The following is a 15,893-nucleotide window of genomic DNA, read 5'->3' as shown; positions in this document are numbered from 1 at the left end:
GCGGGCAGGGACGGGCGTCGGGGGCGGACATCAGGCCGCTGTCTTACGGAGGGCGAGTTCTTCCTCGGACTGTGCGACGCCGAAGGCCGGGGGAATGGGTTCGCTCTTCATATAAAGCCGCTCGGCGATCCGGCGGGGTAGCGGGTAGTACTCGAAGTGGCCCGGGATCCGGCCGTCGGCGGCCATGGGCTGGGCGAGGTACCGGCAGACCGACACGATCCGGTACTCCTCGCGGCCGTGCGAGTCGACGATGGCGATCTCGGTGACGCGTCGGGAGCCGTCGGCGTGCCTGGTCAGCTGGACGATCACGTCGACGGCGCTGTTGATCTGGTCCTTGATCGCCACGAAGGGGATCTCGACCTCCGACATGGAGGCCAGGGTCTGCAGTCGCATCAGCGCGTCCTCCGCGCTGTTGGCGTGGACGGTCGCGAGCGAGCCGTCGTGACCGGTGGACATCGCCTGGAGCATGTCGAGCGTCTCACCGCCACGGACCTCACCGACGATGATGCGGTCGGGGCGCATACGCAGGGAGTTGCGGACGAGGTCACGAATGGTGACCTGGCCCTTGCCCTCCACGTTGGAGGGGCGGGTCTCCAGCGTGATCACATGCTTCTGCTGGAGTTGGAGTTCGGCGGAGTCCTCGATGGTGACGATGCGCTCGCCGTCCGGGATCAGCCCGGACAGGGCGTTCAGGAGTGTGGTCTTGCCGGTACCGGTGGCTCCGGAGACGATCACGTTGAACTTCGCCCTGACCAGACCGGACAGGAGCATCATCATCTGCTCGTCGAGCGAACCCAGTCCGATCATCTCCGGCAGGGTGAACGCGCGCGGGAAGCGGCGGATGGTGAGGATGGGGCCGCTCAGGGACAGCGGCGGGATGATGACGTTGACGCGCTCGCCGGACGGCAGTCGCGCGTCCACCATCGGATTCGCCTCGTCCACGCGGCGGTTGACCGTGGAGACGATTCGCTCGATGGTCTGCATCAGCTGCTCGTTGGAGGCGAACCGCATCGGCAGCATTTCCAGCCGGCCGCCTCGTTCCACGAAGACCTGCTCGTGGCCGTTCACCATGATTTCGCTGATGGAGGCGTCTTCGAGCAGGGGTTCCAGGATGCCGAGGCCGAGGGCTTCGTCCACGACACGGCGGATGAGCTGGGAGCGTTCGCCGGAGGAGAGCACGGGGCCCTCGCGGCTGATGATGTGGCCCAGCACCCGTTCGAGCCGTGCCCGGCGCTCGGCGGCGGCGAGGGCGGACATCTCCGCGAGGTCGATCTCTTCAAGGAGCTTGGCCCGGTAGACGCCGACGAGCAGGCTCTCTTCGCTGCGTCCGTTGGTCGGCTCGGGGCTGCTGATGCGCGCCCTCAGGCTCATGTCCTCAACTCCCAGGTGCTGCTGATGTGGTGCTTGGGTGGTGCGTGCTGTCTCCGGGGCCCCGGGTGCGTAACCGGCCGGTCATGTGTCAGTCCATGGGCATGGTGGTGTCCCTCTCGGCGGAGCCGAGGTCGAACAGTGCCGGAAAGATCGACGGGATCTCCACCTCGGCTGTGACCTTGACGTCGTCGAACCCCTGGTCGCGGTCGAACGTCGTGTCGTTGGCCAGCCAGTCGCTCATCGAGGACTGTCCGACCTGCTCCCAGCCCGCGTCGTACTGCGAGGCCGCGCGGGCCGCCGCCCGGGACGCCGTACCTGCCTGCTGGACCGAGTAGGCGGCCAGGCCCAGTTGTATCGCCGCCAGGCCGGCGATGAGCAGGAGGAAGAGGACGCCTGCGAACTCAATCGATGCCTGGCCCCTGTCACGGCTGTCACCGTGCCTGTCACCGTGCCCGTCGCCGGGTGCGGAGCGCCTGCCACGGAGCATTCGGTTCACCATGTTTCAGCTCTCCCTCACCGCGACGGCGTCACCGGTGACTTTGACGTCGACGTTGAAGCCCGGGAAGAGGACCGGAATCTCGAGCTGGACCTCTGCTTTGACCACGTCGTCGTCCGCCCAGCAGTGGATCTCCCCAATGTCCCACGCGTCCGGAAGGTCCTCGTTCACGGCGGCCGTGCACTCGTCCAGTCGTGTGCCCGGAAACGCCACGGTCGCCGCGCGCACCGCTTCGTCCGCCGCGTTGCCCGCGAGGGAGAAGGTGTAGCCGACGAGCGCGGCCTGCCAGAGCAGGATCGCCGTGGCCAGAATGATGGGGACCAGGCCGGTGAACTCGACGGCGGTCTGGCCGCGGTCGTCGCGCATCCGTCTCCGGCGCGGGCTATCGCGGTGCCGCGACACATCACCGTATGTCCCGGTCACCGCTCCGCCCCCGCTCAGTGCGTCTGTTGCTGGATTGCTCATGGTTCAACGCGCCCCCTGGTCTCGTTGGCCCTGCCGTCCTGCGGTCATCACTTCGATCGTCCGCGTCGCACTCCGACCGAGCCCCGGTCTCCCTTGAACTTCCCCTGTTTCTCCGCGCCTTCGGGAGTTTTCACCAGTCCCAGCTCTCCGGCGAGCCCCCAGAGCGCCTGTTTCACCGTCGACTTGGAGTCCAGGTCCTGCATCCGGCCCGCGTCGACCACCGCGTGCAGTTCCTTGAAGTTCGCCGGGATGACGATCCGCGACACCTTGGTGCTGGTGATCTTCTCGATGAGGGGCGGCTGGATCTCGGTGTTCCGCATGTAGCGGTTCACCACGATCGTCGTCTCCTCCGCCTTGCGGATCTGCAGCCGGTCCCAGAGCTTGACCATGCGCTTGGCCGCCCGTACCGCCACCACGTCCGGCGTGGTCAGCAGCAGGGTGGTGTCGGCCATCTCGATCGCCGCCGCGTTCGCGCTCGTCGTCTGCGTGCCGCAGTCGATGATCACGACCTCGTAGCGGTTGCGCAGGGCGCTGACGATCTGGCGTACGGACCGGTCGTTTATCTCCTCGCCCCGCTCCCCGTCCCCCGGCGCGAGCAGCAGCCCGATGCCGGTGTGGTGGGTGAACACCGCGTCCTGGAGTACGCGGGGTGAGATGTCCTGGATGGTCGCGAGGTCCACGATCGAGCGGCGGAACTGCACGTCCAGGTAGGAGGCGACGTCGCCGGCCTGGAGGTCCAGGTCCGCGAGCGCCACCGTCATGCCCGACGCCTTGGCGGCGAGGGCGAGTTGGACGGCGGCCACCGTCGTACCGACACCGCCCTTCGCCCCGCTCACCGTGACGACGGTGCCACCGGGGCCGGTGAACACGTCGCCGCCGTGGCCGAGGTGGCGACGTACGCCCACGGACCAGCCGGCCGCGGCCTGGACGCGCTGGGCGAGTTCCTCGTACGAGAGGGGAAGACCGACCAGTCCACGCGCGCCCGAGTCCATCGCGGCCGAGAAGAGGCCGGGGCTCGCGTCGGCGGTGACCAGAATGACCCCGACCGCGGGAAAGCGGAGGGCAACCTCCCGGATCAGCTCAAGAGCTGGGACGGGACCGATCCGCTCATGTACCAGAACGACTTCCGGCAGTTCGTCGATCGACTCCGCGGCCAGCCTGGCCAGGGTGTCGATCAGCGAGGTCGAGTCACCGACCGGCCCGGCCGGCTCCGCGTCGGGGAGCTGGCTGAGCAGGGTGGTGATGGATCTGGCGGCGTCGGCTTCGCCGACGACCGGAAGGATTCTGGTCGTCATTCGTCCCTCACTTGTCCCCTTCGAGGGTGTAGGTGCTCTCCCCGGGGCGCAGCGTGGTGGGGCTGTCGTCGGGAAGCAGGGCGAGGCGTACGTGCTGTGCGAAGGACTCGGCGTAGGCGACGCGCTGGGCGTCCTTGGTCTTGAGGGCGAAGGTGATCGGCACGGCCGAGCGGGGACCGGTGCTGCTGCCCCGGTCGTCCTCCTTGGGCTCCAGCGGCGTCAGCGAACCGACGTCGATGACCTTGGCGTTGGGCACGATGATCCGGGACTGCGCGTTGTCGCCCTCGTTCTCGGCGGAGAAGGTGGCGAAGATGTTGACCAGGTCACCCGCGTTGATCTTGCCCGCGACGCCGGTCGCGGCGTCGATCATGATCGCGATCTCCTGCTCGTCGTTGGCGAGGGCGGGCCGCTTGACGATCATGTCGTCCTGGAGCAGCGACCCCTTCTTGAGCTGGGTGACCGCGATCTTGCCGTTGACGACGGCGAGGTCGGTGACCGCGTTGTCGGACAACCAGCGCTTGGGCATCTCTATCTTCTCGAACTGCCCCTCTTCGAGCGCCGTGTACGGAGCGACGTCCGCCTTCAGCCGGTACGCGGGCACCTCGGGTCCGACCTTCGAATTCACGTCGCTGATCACCGAGAGCACGCCGGCGAAGGCGCCGAAGGCGCAGAGGACGGAGAGGAGAAGGAGAATGATGCCGCGGCGTTGCCGTGAATTCATGAGCGGGACAACCTCGTTCGAAGACGTGGGACGAAGACGTTGGGACGAAGACGTGGGACGGGGGCGTAGGGCTGGGGCTTAGGGCTGGGGCGTGGAACTGGGGCGTGGGACGGGACCGACCGGGCGGGCACGGAGACGGGGAGAGCGGTTGTCACACGGTGCCGACCGGCACCTCCGGCCCGTACGAACCGCCTGGCAGGCGGGTTACGACCCGCGGCGCGTGGGCGTTCCCTGGTTCAGGACACCTGAACCGTGCGTTTGGTTCTCGGTCGGGGAGAGCGGTGCGGAACAGAATCCGCAACGATCACCGATGAGTTCGAGACCGCACCAGGAACACACCTCTCGCCGTACGGATGAAACCAGCTGGTAGAGAACGGAGATATCAGGCAGGAACGCGGCGAATTCGATCATCTTGGACGTTCCCCACCAGCGTGGCGAATCCGCGAGGAGTCCCATCTCCTGCACTCCTTGCACCTGCCACTCGGGCGCGAGTGTCGCGGTCACCCAGTCCGATTGCAATTGCCCCTTTCCGACCAGGAGTTGTGTGCCGAACTCGGGGCCGGTGAGCTTCCCGTTGCCGATCTTGATCAACTGGGGATCGGGGTTGGCGAGGACACCGAACTGGGAGCCCGGCACCCAGGACTTGGCGTGCGACTTGAGGCTGACCGGGACCCGGTCGAGCTTGGTGACCGAGTTGAGGAGGGCACCCGCGTGGATGTAGTGGGAGAGCAGCCGGGCGGCCGAGGCGACGACGCCGGCGCTGAAGTCGCAGATGGACAGCTGCCTTAGCTGTCGGACGAGGACGGCGAGCCCGAGCGGTGGGAGATCCAGCTTGAGGAGGGCGATACGGTCGCTCTCCAGGACAGACCGGACAGTGTGCAGCCGCTGTTCGTGCGCCACCGGGATGGAGGCGGGGTAGACAGCGACGACATAACCCTGTTGCTCCACCAGGACCTGCATGTCCGCGAGCGCAGCCTCCAGAGGCTGGGCATCGGGCGCCTGCAGCAGGGCCGCCGTGGGCGTCTGCTGGTCGGTGGGAGGCAGCACCAGGTCGGGACTGGTGACTGCTATGGCGGTTGACACCTGGTTCCCCGTTCAGCTCGGCCGCCGGAGTTCCGGCGACCGCGGTTTTCTCTCCTGCTGGGTCCTGCCGCTCGGTGTTCGACAGTCGTGGTCGGCGGGTCCTGCGCAGCAGTCGTTACTCGAAGTCCTTCGACTACTGCTCAGCACTTTATCCACGACTTAGGGCACAGAGAACACCTCACCGATGTCAGTGGTACGGCGCGCACTTCGTAGGCACCACCAAAATCGGGCGAAGCAGTCAGGCGTTAACCCATGTTTCATTTGAAGTCGAAAGTAGCCGACGCCGGAAGCGCCCACCAGGTAACTGGTGCGCTTTGGGTCCGGGTTGGGTCCACGGACCCACGCCACAGGGTCCGGGCCGTCCGTACGCTCCGATTCGATTCCGTATACGAGTACGAGTACAAGAAAAGTTGCGGTCACCGAGGGGGACGGTCGGATGAGACGGGAACTGGTACGAGGACGACCACAGGGCCGGCCACAGGACGGACCACGGGGCCGACGACCACGGGGCGACCGCGGCACCTCCGCCACCGAGTACGTCGGCATGGTGGTGGTCGTCGCGGCCGTCGCGGGAGCGATGGTGGGGACCGGTGTGGACGGGACCATCGCCGACCAGTTGAAGTGCCTGGTCACGTTCGGACCGTGCGACCCCGGCGGCGGCAAGCCGAACCAGGCCGCCCCCAAGACCGACGCCGACTACGAGCCGCCGCTCTGCCAGATCTCCTCGATCAGCGACAAGGCGGGCGCCAAGGGCAAGTTGCTGTTCATCGAGTGGGGCGAGGAGTACGGCTTCCAGCAGCAGACCTTCCAGTCCAAGAACGACGTCAACAAGGACGGCAAGGTCGACGACAAGGACCAGCAGGTGATGATGACCTTCACCGACGCCGCGTCCGTCGCCGCCAAGAAGGACTGGAAGCCGGGCGCCAAGGTCGGGAAGTTCGGCTCGGACAAGGTCGAACTCGGTGCCGGGATCAAGGTGACCAACGGTGACACCTGGGTCTTCGACAGCGAGGAGGACGCGGCCAAGTTCCGCGACGACATCGAGGACCTGAAGACGTACGAGCTGGCCAACCGGCACGCCAACTCGCGTGGTGGCGGGCTCGGCAACAGCATCGCCTACTTCTTCAACAGCGGTCCGATGTACGAGGAGGAGCAGCTCCGCAAGCGCATCGACGAGAAGCTCGGCAACCGGCACATCAGCTACGGCAAGGTGGGCCTGGAGGCCAGCGCCGCCGGCGGTATGAAGCTGTCGGCGGGTGACGAGAAGAAGCTCAGCGCGACGCTCGGCGGCAGCTTCAAGTTCTCGCCCGAGGTGACGTGGACCGACAACAACTACCGGAATCTCAAGTCGTACACGTACAGCGCCGCCATCGAGTACACGGGCAAGGTCGGCTACGAGGCCGGGCCCATCAGCGGCGAGTCGAGCGCGACCACGACGCAGACCGGCACCATCACCGTCAGCCACGACAAGACGACCGGTGAGCTGCTGCGCATCGACATGACGCGCACCGTCGAGAAGGGCGCCACGAAGGACGGCGTCTCGGTCGGCGGCGACAACGGCAAGAAGGACGACGACAAGCGGGGCGGCAGCGGCAGCGCCAAGGGCACGGACAACGAGACCGGTATCGAGGTCGTCACCAACTCCGTCGTCCTCAAGCCCGGCGCCGAGGGTGCCGAGCAGCGCGCGATCGCCCAGAAATGGCTCGACGGCAGCGGTGACAACGGGGCACCGTTCGCCTACATGTTTGACGACCACGCGCCGACGAAGCGGCCGGGCAACGACGACCCGTTCGGTCAGCTCCTCTTCGACGAGGGCCTCTCCAGCAAGAACACGTACACCGGCCAGACCGAGGCCGCGGAGTACGGGTTCGAGCTGAACCTGGGTCTGAGCTTCGGCTTCTCGGTCTCCACCGAGAAGAAGGAGGAGAACCTCAACGACGCGCAGTTCCTGGGTGCGCCGAAGGGGGAGAACCGCAGTTATGTCCCGTACAGCTACTGTGCGAACTGATCCCGGGGACAGGAGCACACACGCCATGAGCAGCAGGAAGAAGACGAGAGGGACGACGATGGCCAGGCGGACCGGACGGGCGACTGATCCGACCTCGACCGTATCGGCGCCGCTCGCGGGGCTCGCAGCGCTCCTGCTCCTGCTCCTGGCCGGGTGCGGCTCGGAGGCGGAGAGCGGCGCGGTGCCGGACGGCTGGGGCACGCTCAAGACCCCGGCGGTCACGGTGGCACACCCGGCGGCGTTCGAGGCGCAGAGCGCGGGTGAGCGCAGCAAGTACAACGCGGCCGCCGCGACGCTCTCCGACGAGAGCGGGACCATCGGCATGATCACCGTGCAGCTCGACTTCACGGACGCCGACTCGGTGGAGGAGGCGGCGATCGGCGCCGAGGCCGGGGTCGCGCTCGGCTCGACGCTCGGGAAGCAGGAGGAGATCCAGGTCGCGGGTCCGGACGGTGACGAAGAGGCCCGGCGGGTCAACTTCCAGTTCACCCAGAAGGACTCAGGCACCGACTCCGGAGCGGGTACCCCGGGCGGGGCGCTGGACCCGAAGGGCGGCACCCGGATCGACGGCGTGATCATCGCGGGGCTCGACGCCGACGACAAGACGTACGCCGTACGGATCGACGCGGTCAAGGGAAAACTCAGCAAGGGCGACCTGAAGAAAATCATCGACTCGATCACGGTCAATTAGGCGGTCCACAATGGATGTTCCGGGCGGCGATTACCTTTTCTTCGGCGGCATGATTCTGCTTTTCGGCTGGTTGGCAACGCACTACGCGCGTCGCCTTTCGGGCGTGAATCGGGCACTGCGAGCGGGTATTCGGGCAGAGGGCACTTGCGTACGTATCGAGCAGGAGCCGTACAACCGCTCGGACGCACGGCAGCACTTCTTCGCGTTCCGTACGCCGGACGGCCGCCAGATCGAGTTCGAGGATCTGGCGAGCCGGTCGATCCGGGTCGGCGACGCGGTGACGGTGACGTACGACCCGGCGGCCCCGGAGCGCACGGCGACGGTGGCCGGCCGCGGCAACTGGTCGCCGGTGCTGCAGTACGGGTTGCTGGTGGCGGGCTGCGGGCTGGCTGCGGTCGGCTTCGCGGCGGTTCTTCTTTTCACGGTGGTCTGAACCGTGGTCTGAACCGTGGTCTGAACGGTGGTTCGAACGGTGGTCCGAGAGGGCGGGATTCAGGTTCCCGCCCCCGGACCGACACGCACAAGCACTGATGGAGGCGGTTGGCGATGACGAGGTACGGCTACCCGGGGGCGTCCGTCCAACGGGAGGAGGGGCGCGGAGCGGCGGTGTTCGCGCTCGCGCGCGCCTGGGCGGCCGGCATCGTCGTCCTGCTCCTGACGGAGTACCTGCAGACGACGCTGGTCAACGATCACCTGGCCACCACGGAGAACCTGGAGACCTTCAACGGCAGACTGATGCTGATCCACCTCCCCAACGCGGTGTGCATAGCCCTGGCCACCTGGGCGGCGGGCCGGTTCCACCGCGACCCCTTCCGCGACTCGAAGACCCAGCACGCGCTGGCGGTCTTCACGGTCGGGGTGGCCGCGCAGGCGCTGAACATGGTGATGCAGTGGCAGGACCTGGAGGCCGAGGGCATCCTCATGTCCAACGCGGTGCTGGTGGTGGGGGTGGTGGCGGGGTACGCGGGGGAACGGCTGCAGGACGAGTGAGGCGGGTTACGGGTCCTGGTCCATGGCGAGCAGGACGCGGCTCGCCGCGGCGGCGACGTCGGGATGCACGGACGCGGCGAGCCCTTCGATCAGGGACCGCCCCGCACGTACGGCGTCGTGCGACGCCGTCTCCCAACCGACCTGCTCCGCCAGGTGACTTGGCCACTGCTGAGCGGTGAGGATCGCTAGGAGCAGTTCGAGGACGTCGGCCTTGCAGGCGAGATGCCGAGGGTCCGGACTGCCGGCGAGATCGAGCAAGAAGGGCACGGTGTACGCCGTGGCTTCACACACGACGAACCCCAACTCACAGACCCGCTCCCCGATCTCCTCCAGGGCCGCCCGCGCGACCTCCGCGTCCGCGGCCCAGGCGACCCGCCCCAACAGCCCAGGAACCCCCCACGCGGACCCCCGCGCATCCCGCAACTCCCCCCAGGGGACGCGGCTCAGCCCTTTCAGAAGGGTGCCCATCGTCCGGCTACCTCCTCCTGAGGGACGCGGTACTGCGCCGGCGGTCGGCGGCGCCGCTCAGTCGAGGGCGTCGATCCAGGCGTCGCCGGGCGGGGGTACGAAGAAGTAGCCGCCGCCAGTGGTGAGCACGTACTTCGCCAGCGCCTCTCCTCGCCTCGTCCGGCGAGACCTCACACGACTCGTCGGTGACGCAACGGCTCGTCAACCACCAGCAAGACTCGGAACCCCGGCGTACCGTCAACCCGGATCGGAATCCCCGTACGGACTCCAGTTGTCGGACTCTACCAAAGATCAACAATCACATCCGACCAGAAATCGGAATCTCCTTGAATCGTGGAGTCAATTACCTGATATTTCTTCAAGATATAGCCGCACAGCTCTTGATATTCGACGTACGGGTCAGGAATCCCATCAATCCCGCCCTTCCGCCACGCAGAAATCTCAGCCTCCCCCACACGCTTCTGCTCGTCAGCAAGAAGCGGCACGATCCAGTACCATCGCCACGCACACTCAACAAACAGATCGATCGATGCATTGACGGAGATTGCGGGAATTCCCAATGGGCAGCGCGACTTCAATCCGGGATGAACTTCCGAACGCTCCGGAACGGCAAGAATGCACCCATCGTCTTCTACAGCGACAAGCTTTGCCGAGCCGTAACGCCCCAGAGCATAGAACCGCACCCCGTCCGCCCCGGACTCAAGTTCCCCCGACTCTTGAAAATCAGCCGCAACGCCCATCAGGCCGTCCCTCCTGGCCGGCGGAAGCCCGTAGGAAGACAGGGCAAGTTTCCCCTGGTCAGAAACCCGCCAGCCCTCTGTCCACGACCCAGGCAAGATCGACAGCCCACCCGACCGGGTCAGGAGGCCAAGGCTCTGCTCAAAGATGCGATCCGCAGCGAGTCGCGCCCTGTTTGCATCCACAAGACCTCCGTCGTTCAAAGCTTCCTTCCGGGAGCCTTCTTGCGATTTCAATCGATGCCGAGACATGGCTTTCATTTCCCCCAGCCGATGGTGTTGATCAGCAGCCGATTGAGAGGCCTCTTCAGCTAGACCTGAAGTTCCTGGCGTCACTCCACTCCCAGAAAGCTGTTCCGCTCTCGATCTCCTCCTGAACGCAGTTGAAGATCGACTGCATCACCGAGATATCTGGAACATCAAGCGCTATCTGGTGATCGCCATTCCACTCACTCAAGAGCCCTGTGGATTCCACAGCTCTGCGCAGCGCGGAGCGAGTGTCCGTCAAAGGCCGAGGTTCGGCAAAATATACCGGGAGGACACGACGACTCGACTTACTGATCAGTCGGTCAACGGCTCCCGACTCGTTCCTTCCCACCACATCGCCCAGCGCCAGACCGTAGGCATAGAAGGGGATGCAACAAACCTCATAACTGCCCTCGATGGTGCGAGATCCACCATGGCAATAAAGTTGTTCTCCCCTCTCCATACGGGGGTCTCGTGGCTGACGTAGGTGACTCCGTCAATCGTAACCTGCACGACACCCTCCACCGCCGTGTATTCACCGCTCAGCTATTCCGCGAGGAACACAACCCTCATCTGACTTGCAAGTCCGGCCTCGTCCACCAGCACCTTGATTCGAACCTTTCCTTTGGTTTTGCGGACAGTGAAGCGCATCACATCATCTGCATCATGAATCACAATCCCACCCGATTTCACAGAAATCGACCCACCGAAATAGAGGACGCCGTCCGCACGACCTGACTCCGATGTGAAGATGCCAATCTCGACCGGTCCATCCACCGACGGCTGGACTGACAGATAGACGGAGTCCGGACCAGCACTCACATACTCGGAAGCCGGATCCCAGCCGTCGTGCAAATAAGAGCTCGCCGGATCCTCAATCATGATGAGCCCGTGGTCAACGAACAACGTGGCTCGCCCGATCAGCGATTCATCACGGCTCGGTGTCAAATCCATAGTTTCCTCGATTGATCTGCGCCACTACGCCGGGCCTACTGTCTGGCGCACACCCAACAATGCGGCGCCTCCAGCCTCAATCCAGCAGCCGAGGACACGCACCCAGAAGGAACGACCGTCCGTGGCGGTATGAGTGCTCGTCTTGCCGCCGGTCAGGGTGATGTCGACCAGTTATTTGTCGCCCGTGTCCTTGGTCATAGCCGTTACCGGATGGCGGAGTGCAGCATCTGCCATGCCTATCCCTATCACGAGAACAGTCGATCTAGCTCTTTTCCATCTTGATCGAAGACGACAACATCCCCATACATCCAAACTGAAACTCCTCCGTCCCAGTGCATGATTTCCATTTCATCAAGCCTGGACGGCGAGAATTCAAAGAACATGAATGCCCCCGGCTCTAGCTGATAGCTAATCCCAAGCGGTTCGATCATCAGCATGAACCCGACAGTCTGGTCTGCCGCAATCTTGATCCTACTCATACGCCATCCCTCGGTCTAGCAGTCATGCCCATAAGCGTCAATGATGCGTTGAAGCAGCTTGATACGACCTGCGGCGCTCGGGTTCTGAGGACGGAGCGCATCAGCATTGGCATAGAACTTACCGAGCCTAAGCGCGTCAGAAAGTAGGGCTTGGCCACGAAGTGTTTCCGAACTCAGATACTCTCTCTGGTCCCCTTCTCCAAATCGTGCTGCCAACGCTCGAACCCGTCGAACCGTTATTCAGCGGCCTAGTGCCAACCGTCCCAGGTATTGGCACGGATCCATCGGAATTTACGATTGAAGCAGTTCGAATTGTGAACCAGGACCGACGTACCCCCCGCCAGCACATGGTAGGTGTGGATATCGTCGACGGTGAGGTTGTAGACCGTTGTTGACTTGGTGTGGTGAGTAACTGCGGTGATCTGGGTCCGGGTGCCGGTGCCGGTCTGGAGCCATTGGGCGGTGGTGAGTCCGTCGGCTCCGATCCACCGGCCGAGGGCAGGCGCCCAGAAGGGATGACCATCCGTGGCGGTAAGAGTGCTGGTCTTGCCGTCGGTCAGACACTGCGGCCTCGTACCTGCGCGCTGACGAACCGAGAACGTACGCAGAGGGATGCTGTCCCCGCCTCGTGCCTGCTCCACCTGGCCGGCTACATGGCCGTGGACAAAGGGCTGCACGGTCGGCGCAACGCTACGACGTCAAGGACCTGGAGCTGGCGGGCGCGGCCGAGGACCACCTGACGTACTGCACCGCCCTGTGGGGCATGAGCATCCAGGCGGTTGGCCTCCGTCACGGGGCGAAGGCCATGGAGCTGGCCGATGCCGCCGCGCAGACCGGCGACCGCACTGGCGCGCTGCGCTACATCCGGCAAGCCGAGGCAGCCACGGACCCTACCAGGTCACGCGGAGAGGTGTTTGGCTCGTACGACCCCCTTCGCTCAACTACCGCATCAGCCAGGTGCGTTACGAACTCGGCGACAAGGCCGGAGCCGTCGAAGCCATGCAACAAGCGGATCGGCTGCGCCCCTGCGTGCACCAGCGCACATGAGTACACGGTCGCGACCTGTTGGCAGAGCGGCAGTTCGAACTCGGCCAACTCGAAGCGGCTGGCGTCACCTGGCACCAGGCACTCGACGACTACCCCAAGGTGCGGTCCGGCCGCGCCGACGAGCACGTGAAGGCGATGTTCAATCCCTTGCGCCCTCATCTGAAGAACGCAACGGCGCTCGACCTGTACGACCGAGCACGGACGATCGCACCACCGTCACCGGTCACCTGATCCCCGTCAAACCTTCAAGCGCAGCCACAGAGGGTCAGCCACGACGGAGGGCGTCGAGGGATACTCGGACACGCCCATATCGGCGCCTATCGGTCGGCTACCTCCGCCGGCGCTTGGGAGCTGCCGCGCAGTTCAGTTCGTCGGGGAGCAGGTTTGGTCACGACGTCTACTCATCACCGAGGGCGTCGATCCAGGCGTCGCCGGGCGGGGGTACGAAGAAGTAGCCGCCACCGGTGGTGAGCACGTACTTCGCCAGCGCCTCGCCCTCCAGGCGTTTCTGGACGGCCTCGAAGCCTTGGACCAGATCCCGCTGGTAGCAGCTGAAGATGATGCCGGTGTCGCCGTCGCCACGGTCGTAGCTGTAACTGCGGCGCACGAGCGGGGGCGGGTTACGGCGGTCGGGAGCGGCGAGCCGTACGTGCGAGTCGAGCGGCGTCCGCCGGCCCTTCGGATCCGCGGCGAAGTTCGGCTCCTCGGCGGTGGGCGTCCCGTCCAGCCACCTCCCGTCGCGCCCGCGCCCCATAATCCGCTCCTGCTCCGGGACGGAGTCCTTGTCCCACAACTCGGTGGCGAACCGGATGACCCGCACCACCTGATAACTCCCACCGACAGCCCACTCCGGCTCACCCTGCCCGTCCCGGACGAGGACCCGGTCGACGACTTCCCGCTCCGAATCCGGATTCCCGAACCCCTCCGTGAAGTGAAAGGGATTACGGGCAAGCCCCCGGCCCCCCTCGACCCGATTGTCAGCCCGGAACCCGTCGATAGCCCAACGAACGGTCCAACCGGTCTTGGCGGCAACGGCCTTGACACCCTGAATGGCCTCCCGCACGGCCGCTGAATGCTCCCCCGCGACCCGCACAAGAAGATCACCGTGCGACTGCGTCGGATCCAACAGATCCCCCACAAAGGAAGGCATCACTGTCAACTGCTGAGGCGAGGAAGCTGCGGCACCCTCGACGAGAGACGCCCCCAGCCCGAGACTCACACCGACCCCGCCTCTACCGAGGGACCGCACCTTCCGAACAAACGCCCCTACGTCTTGCCCCCGATCAAGGGCAACGATCCCCACCCGACTCTCAGACTGTCGCGCTCCCAACACCCTCGCCACCCGAGAATCAGCTCCCCGACCGGAGCGCCCACCGGCCTCCGACACGCCGCTCCCCCCACGCACTGCGACCACCCCCGCGCCCACAAGCCCAAGCCCAACCGCCGACCCGGAAACCACCAACAACCTACGCCGCACAGCGCATCCCCCACTCCAGGTAGTGATTGCTCTGACGAACGACGAACCATCGTGATCCACCCGCTTCCGGTACACACGCACCGGCGTCCTCTAACCGGTACGGCGACCGCCAGTCACGACACGATCGGGCCGCCCCCCGATCACCACGAAGTGCAAAGCGTCCGGAAACGACTCACCCAGCTCCCAAATAATCCCAGGCCCGACCGCCAGCACTCTCCCCGATTCCGCGATCCAGGTGCGATATTGAATCGACCACATCCCGAGCGGAGAAAAGCTGGCATCGTACGCATCCGCCAACCTTTGCGATTCAGATCCGGCGTCAATACAGGCATCGACCGGATCAATATGGAGCGAGGACTGGGGATCACGAACTGGTGAACTCAGAATCTCAAGCCTCCCGAACTCCTCCCAAATTCGGAGGGCCATCGCGTTCAGCTTGAACCCTCGCCCTCCTAGCAAGTCAACCCAGTGAGAAATTTCGACCCGGCGCCCACAACGCCAGCCTGCAGCTTCCAGAGAGACGCGGACTTTGGGCTCAGAACCCCAGAGAGGGTTACTACCAAGTGCCATATACCCTCCCTATCAGCGGCTGACAGAAGTCCTTACAGGGATCCGCCGACGCGCCGTGTGGCAGCGGCGAGCCCTGCGGTCTGACTCGAAGTGTGCGGAATGTCCCGCCATAAATGGCGAGGCCACCCTCCGCTTTTTGCGCCTCATTCAATGCGCATACCTCCGCACAGCCGCCATGATGGCCGCGTAGCGCATCGGCGAGGTTTGAACCCGGTTCAATGTCTACACCCCCAGGGGTAGTTCGGCCGTAGTATCGCACCCCCGATGGAGAGGTGTATTCCGTCACGAAATCGGGCGTCGCATCCTGATTCACGCCACGATTCGCACCGGCATATTCCTCAAGCGTGCTTCCTTCGGGAGCTCTTCCTGGCTTGGGACAAATATTGTGCACCAAGACCGGCGTGGCCCCAGCCAGCACGTAGTAGGTGTGGATGTCGTCGACGGTGAGGTTGTAGACCGTCGTCTGCTTTACCCGGTGGGTGACGCCGGTGATTTGGGTCCAGGTACCGGTGCTGGTCTGGAGCCATTGGCCGGTGGTGAGTTCGTGGGCTTCGATCCAGCGGCCGAGGGCGGGGACCCAGAAGGGGTGGCCGTCGGTGGCGGTGAGGGTGCTGGTCTTGTCGGTGTCGAGGGTGATGTCGACCAGTTGTTTGTCGCCCGTGCCCTTGATCAGGGCCGTTACCGGGCGGGGGCCCGACTCGCCCGTCTCCGGGTCCGTCGCCAGGACCTGGTCACCGATCTGGATGCCCTTGATCGACCTGCGGTGCCGCCGCCGACGTGCCGACCTGCCCCCAG

At 65.1% G+C, this 15,893-nt stretch carries 19 protein-coding genes and 1 pseudogene; 5 read left to right on the top strand and 15 right to left on the bottom strand.

Annotation, left to right across the window (positions count from 1 at the left end; genetic code table 11):
- Positions 1–30: 30 nt before the first annotated feature.
- The 6 genes from ACFT9I_RS19945 to ACFT9I_RS19920 all read right to left on the bottom strand — a co-directional run bounded on the left by ACFT9I_RS19945 (position 31) and on the right by ACFT9I_RS19920 (position 5,431).
- Positions 31–1,371, bottom strand: a complete 1,341-nt coding sequence (locus tag ACFT9I_RS19945) for a CpaF family protein (protein WP_382565925.1) — start codon at positions 1,369–1,371, stop codon at positions 31–33.
- Between the two features lie 88 nt (positions 1,372–1,459).
- Positions 1,460–1,870 (bottom strand): TadE family protein, encoded by a 411-nt coding sequence (locus ACFT9I_RS19940; protein WP_382565923.1) that lies wholly within the window; start codon positions 1,868–1,870, stop codon positions 1,460–1,462.
- Positions 1,871–1,873: 3 nt separating this feature from the next.
- A complete protein-coding gene (locus ACFT9I_RS19935) occupies positions 1,874–2,233 on the bottom strand; it encodes a TadE family protein (RefSeq protein ID WP_382565921.1) in 360 nt (119 codons plus the stop codon).
- 146 nt (positions 2,234–2,379) lie between these two features.
- Complete coding sequence (locus tag ACFT9I_RS19930; protein WP_382565920.1) at positions 2,380–3,627, bottom strand: CpaE family protein; 1,248 nt, start codon at positions 3,625–3,627, stop codon at positions 2,380–2,382.
- A gap of 7 nt (positions 3,628–3,634) precedes the next feature.
- Complete coding sequence (cpaB, locus tag ACFT9I_RS19925) at positions 3,635–4,348, bottom strand: Flp pilus assembly protein CpaB (protein WP_382565919.1); 714 nt, start codon at positions 4,346–4,348, stop codon at positions 3,635–3,637.
- A 204-nt stretch (positions 4,349–4,552) separates the two neighbouring features.
- Entirely contained in the window at positions 4,553–5,431 is an 879-nt protein-coding gene (locus ACFT9I_RS19920; RefSeq protein ID WP_382565917.1) for a hypothetical protein, read from the bottom strand.
- A 436-nt stretch (positions 5,432–5,867) separates the two neighbouring features.
- On the opposite strand from ACFT9I_RS19920, the gene ACFT9I_RS19915 reads away from it, so the two are divergent.
- The 4 genes from ACFT9I_RS19915 (at position 5,868) to ACFT9I_RS19900 (ending at position 9,120) form a co-directional block, all read left to right on the top strand.
- Positions 5,868–7,439 (top strand): hypothetical protein, encoded by a 1,572-nt coding sequence (locus ACFT9I_RS19915; RefSeq protein ID WP_382565916.1) that lies wholly within the window; start codon positions 5,868–5,870, stop codon positions 7,437–7,439.
- Positions 7,440–7,464: 25 nt separating this feature from the next.
- Positions 7,465–8,130 (top strand): hypothetical protein, encoded by a 666-nt coding sequence (locus ACFT9I_RS19910; RefSeq protein ID WP_382565914.1) that lies wholly within the window; start codon positions 7,465–7,467, stop codon positions 8,128–8,130.
- A gap of 10 nt (positions 8,131–8,140) precedes the next feature.
- The gene (locus ACFT9I_RS19905; protein ID WP_382565912.1) at positions 8,141–8,563 is read left to right on the top strand and encodes a DUF3592 domain-containing protein; all 423 of its coding nucleotides are present in this window, start codon (positions 8,141–8,143) and stop codon (positions 8,561–8,563) included.
- A gap of 113 nt (positions 8,564–8,676) precedes the next feature.
- Positions 8,677–9,120 carry a hypothetical protein gene (locus tag ACFT9I_RS19900; RefSeq protein ID WP_382565911.1) on the top strand — a complete coding sequence of 148 codons (444 nt, stop codon included), beginning with the start codon at positions 8,677–8,679 and terminating at the stop codon, positions 9,118–9,120.
- A gap of 6 nt (positions 9,121–9,126) precedes the next feature.
- Here ACFT9I_RS19900 and ACFT9I_RS19895 read toward each other — a convergent pair whose 3' ends face one another.
- From ACFT9I_RS19895 to ACFT9I_RS19870, 6 genes are all read right to left on the bottom strand, one after another.
- Complete coding sequence (locus ACFT9I_RS19895) at positions 9,127–9,588, bottom strand: hypothetical protein (RefSeq protein WP_382565910.1); 462 nt, start codon at positions 9,586–9,588, stop codon at positions 9,127–9,129.
- 281 nt (positions 9,589–9,869) lie between these two features.
- The gene (locus ACFT9I_RS19890) at positions 9,870–10,586 is read right to left on the bottom strand and encodes an SUKH-4 family immunity protein (protein WP_382565908.1); all 717 of its coding nucleotides are present in this window, start codon (positions 10,584–10,586) and stop codon (positions 9,870–9,872) included.
- A 46-nt stretch (positions 10,587–10,632) separates the two neighbouring features.
- Complete coding sequence (locus ACFT9I_RS19885) at positions 10,633–11,034, bottom strand: DUF4265 domain-containing protein (RefSeq protein WP_382565906.1); 402 nt, start codon at positions 11,032–11,034, stop codon at positions 10,633–10,635.
- Positions 11,035–11,117: 83 nt separating this feature from the next.
- Positions 11,118–11,525, bottom strand: a complete 408-nt coding sequence (locus ACFT9I_RS19880) for a hypothetical protein (protein WP_382565904.1) — start codon at positions 11,523–11,525, stop codon at positions 11,118–11,120.
- A 245-nt stretch (positions 11,526–11,770) separates the two neighbouring features.
- Positions 11,771–12,004 (bottom strand): hypothetical protein, encoded by a 234-nt coding sequence (locus ACFT9I_RS19875; RefSeq protein WP_382565902.1) that lies wholly within the window; start codon positions 12,002–12,004, stop codon positions 11,771–11,773.
- Between the two features lie 248 nt (positions 12,005–12,252).
- Positions 12,253–12,564 (bottom strand): polymorphic toxin-type HINT domain-containing protein, encoded by a 312-nt coding sequence (locus ACFT9I_RS19870; protein ID WP_382566013.1) that lies wholly within the window; start codon positions 12,562–12,564, stop codon positions 12,253–12,255.
- Between ACFT9I_RS19870 and ACFT9I_RS19865 the strand changes: the two are divergent.
- Positions 12,564–13,282: pseudogene (locus ACFT9I_RS19865) on the top strand (transcriptional regulator); the annotation flags it as partial. The gene ACFT9I_RS19870 and the pseudogene ACFT9I_RS19865 overlap by 1 nt on opposite strands.
- Positions 13,283–13,448: 166 nt before the next feature.
- Here the strand turns inward: ACFT9I_RS19865 and ACFT9I_RS19860 are convergent.
- The 3 genes from ACFT9I_RS19860 to ACFT9I_RS19850 form a co-directional block, all read right to left on the bottom strand.
- Complete coding sequence (locus ACFT9I_RS19860; RefSeq protein ID WP_382566011.1) at positions 13,449–14,300, bottom strand: Dyp-type peroxidase; 852 nt, start codon at positions 14,298–14,300, stop codon at positions 13,449–13,451.
- A gap of 318 nt (positions 14,301–14,618) precedes the next feature.
- Positions 14,619–15,098 (bottom strand): SUKH-3 domain-containing protein, encoded by a 480-nt coding sequence (locus ACFT9I_RS19855; RefSeq protein WP_382565900.1) that lies wholly within the window; start codon positions 15,096–15,098, stop codon positions 14,619–14,621.
- A complete protein-coding gene (locus ACFT9I_RS19850) occupies positions 15,085–15,843 on the bottom strand; it encodes a polymorphic toxin-type HINT domain-containing protein (protein WP_382566009.1) in 759 nt (252 codons plus the stop codon). Before ACFT9I_RS19850 ends, ACFT9I_RS19855 begins: the two co-directional genes overlap by 14 nt.
- Positions 15,844–15,893: the final 50 nt, after the last annotated feature.

It is taken from the genome of Streptomyces sp. NPDC057137 (assembly GCF_042670825.1).
In the GTDB taxonomy this organism is placed as follows: Bacteria; Actinomycetota; Actinomycetes; order Streptomycetales; family Streptomycetaceae; genus Streptomyces.
This window is presented reverse-complemented; position numbering and strand designations above follow the sequence as displayed.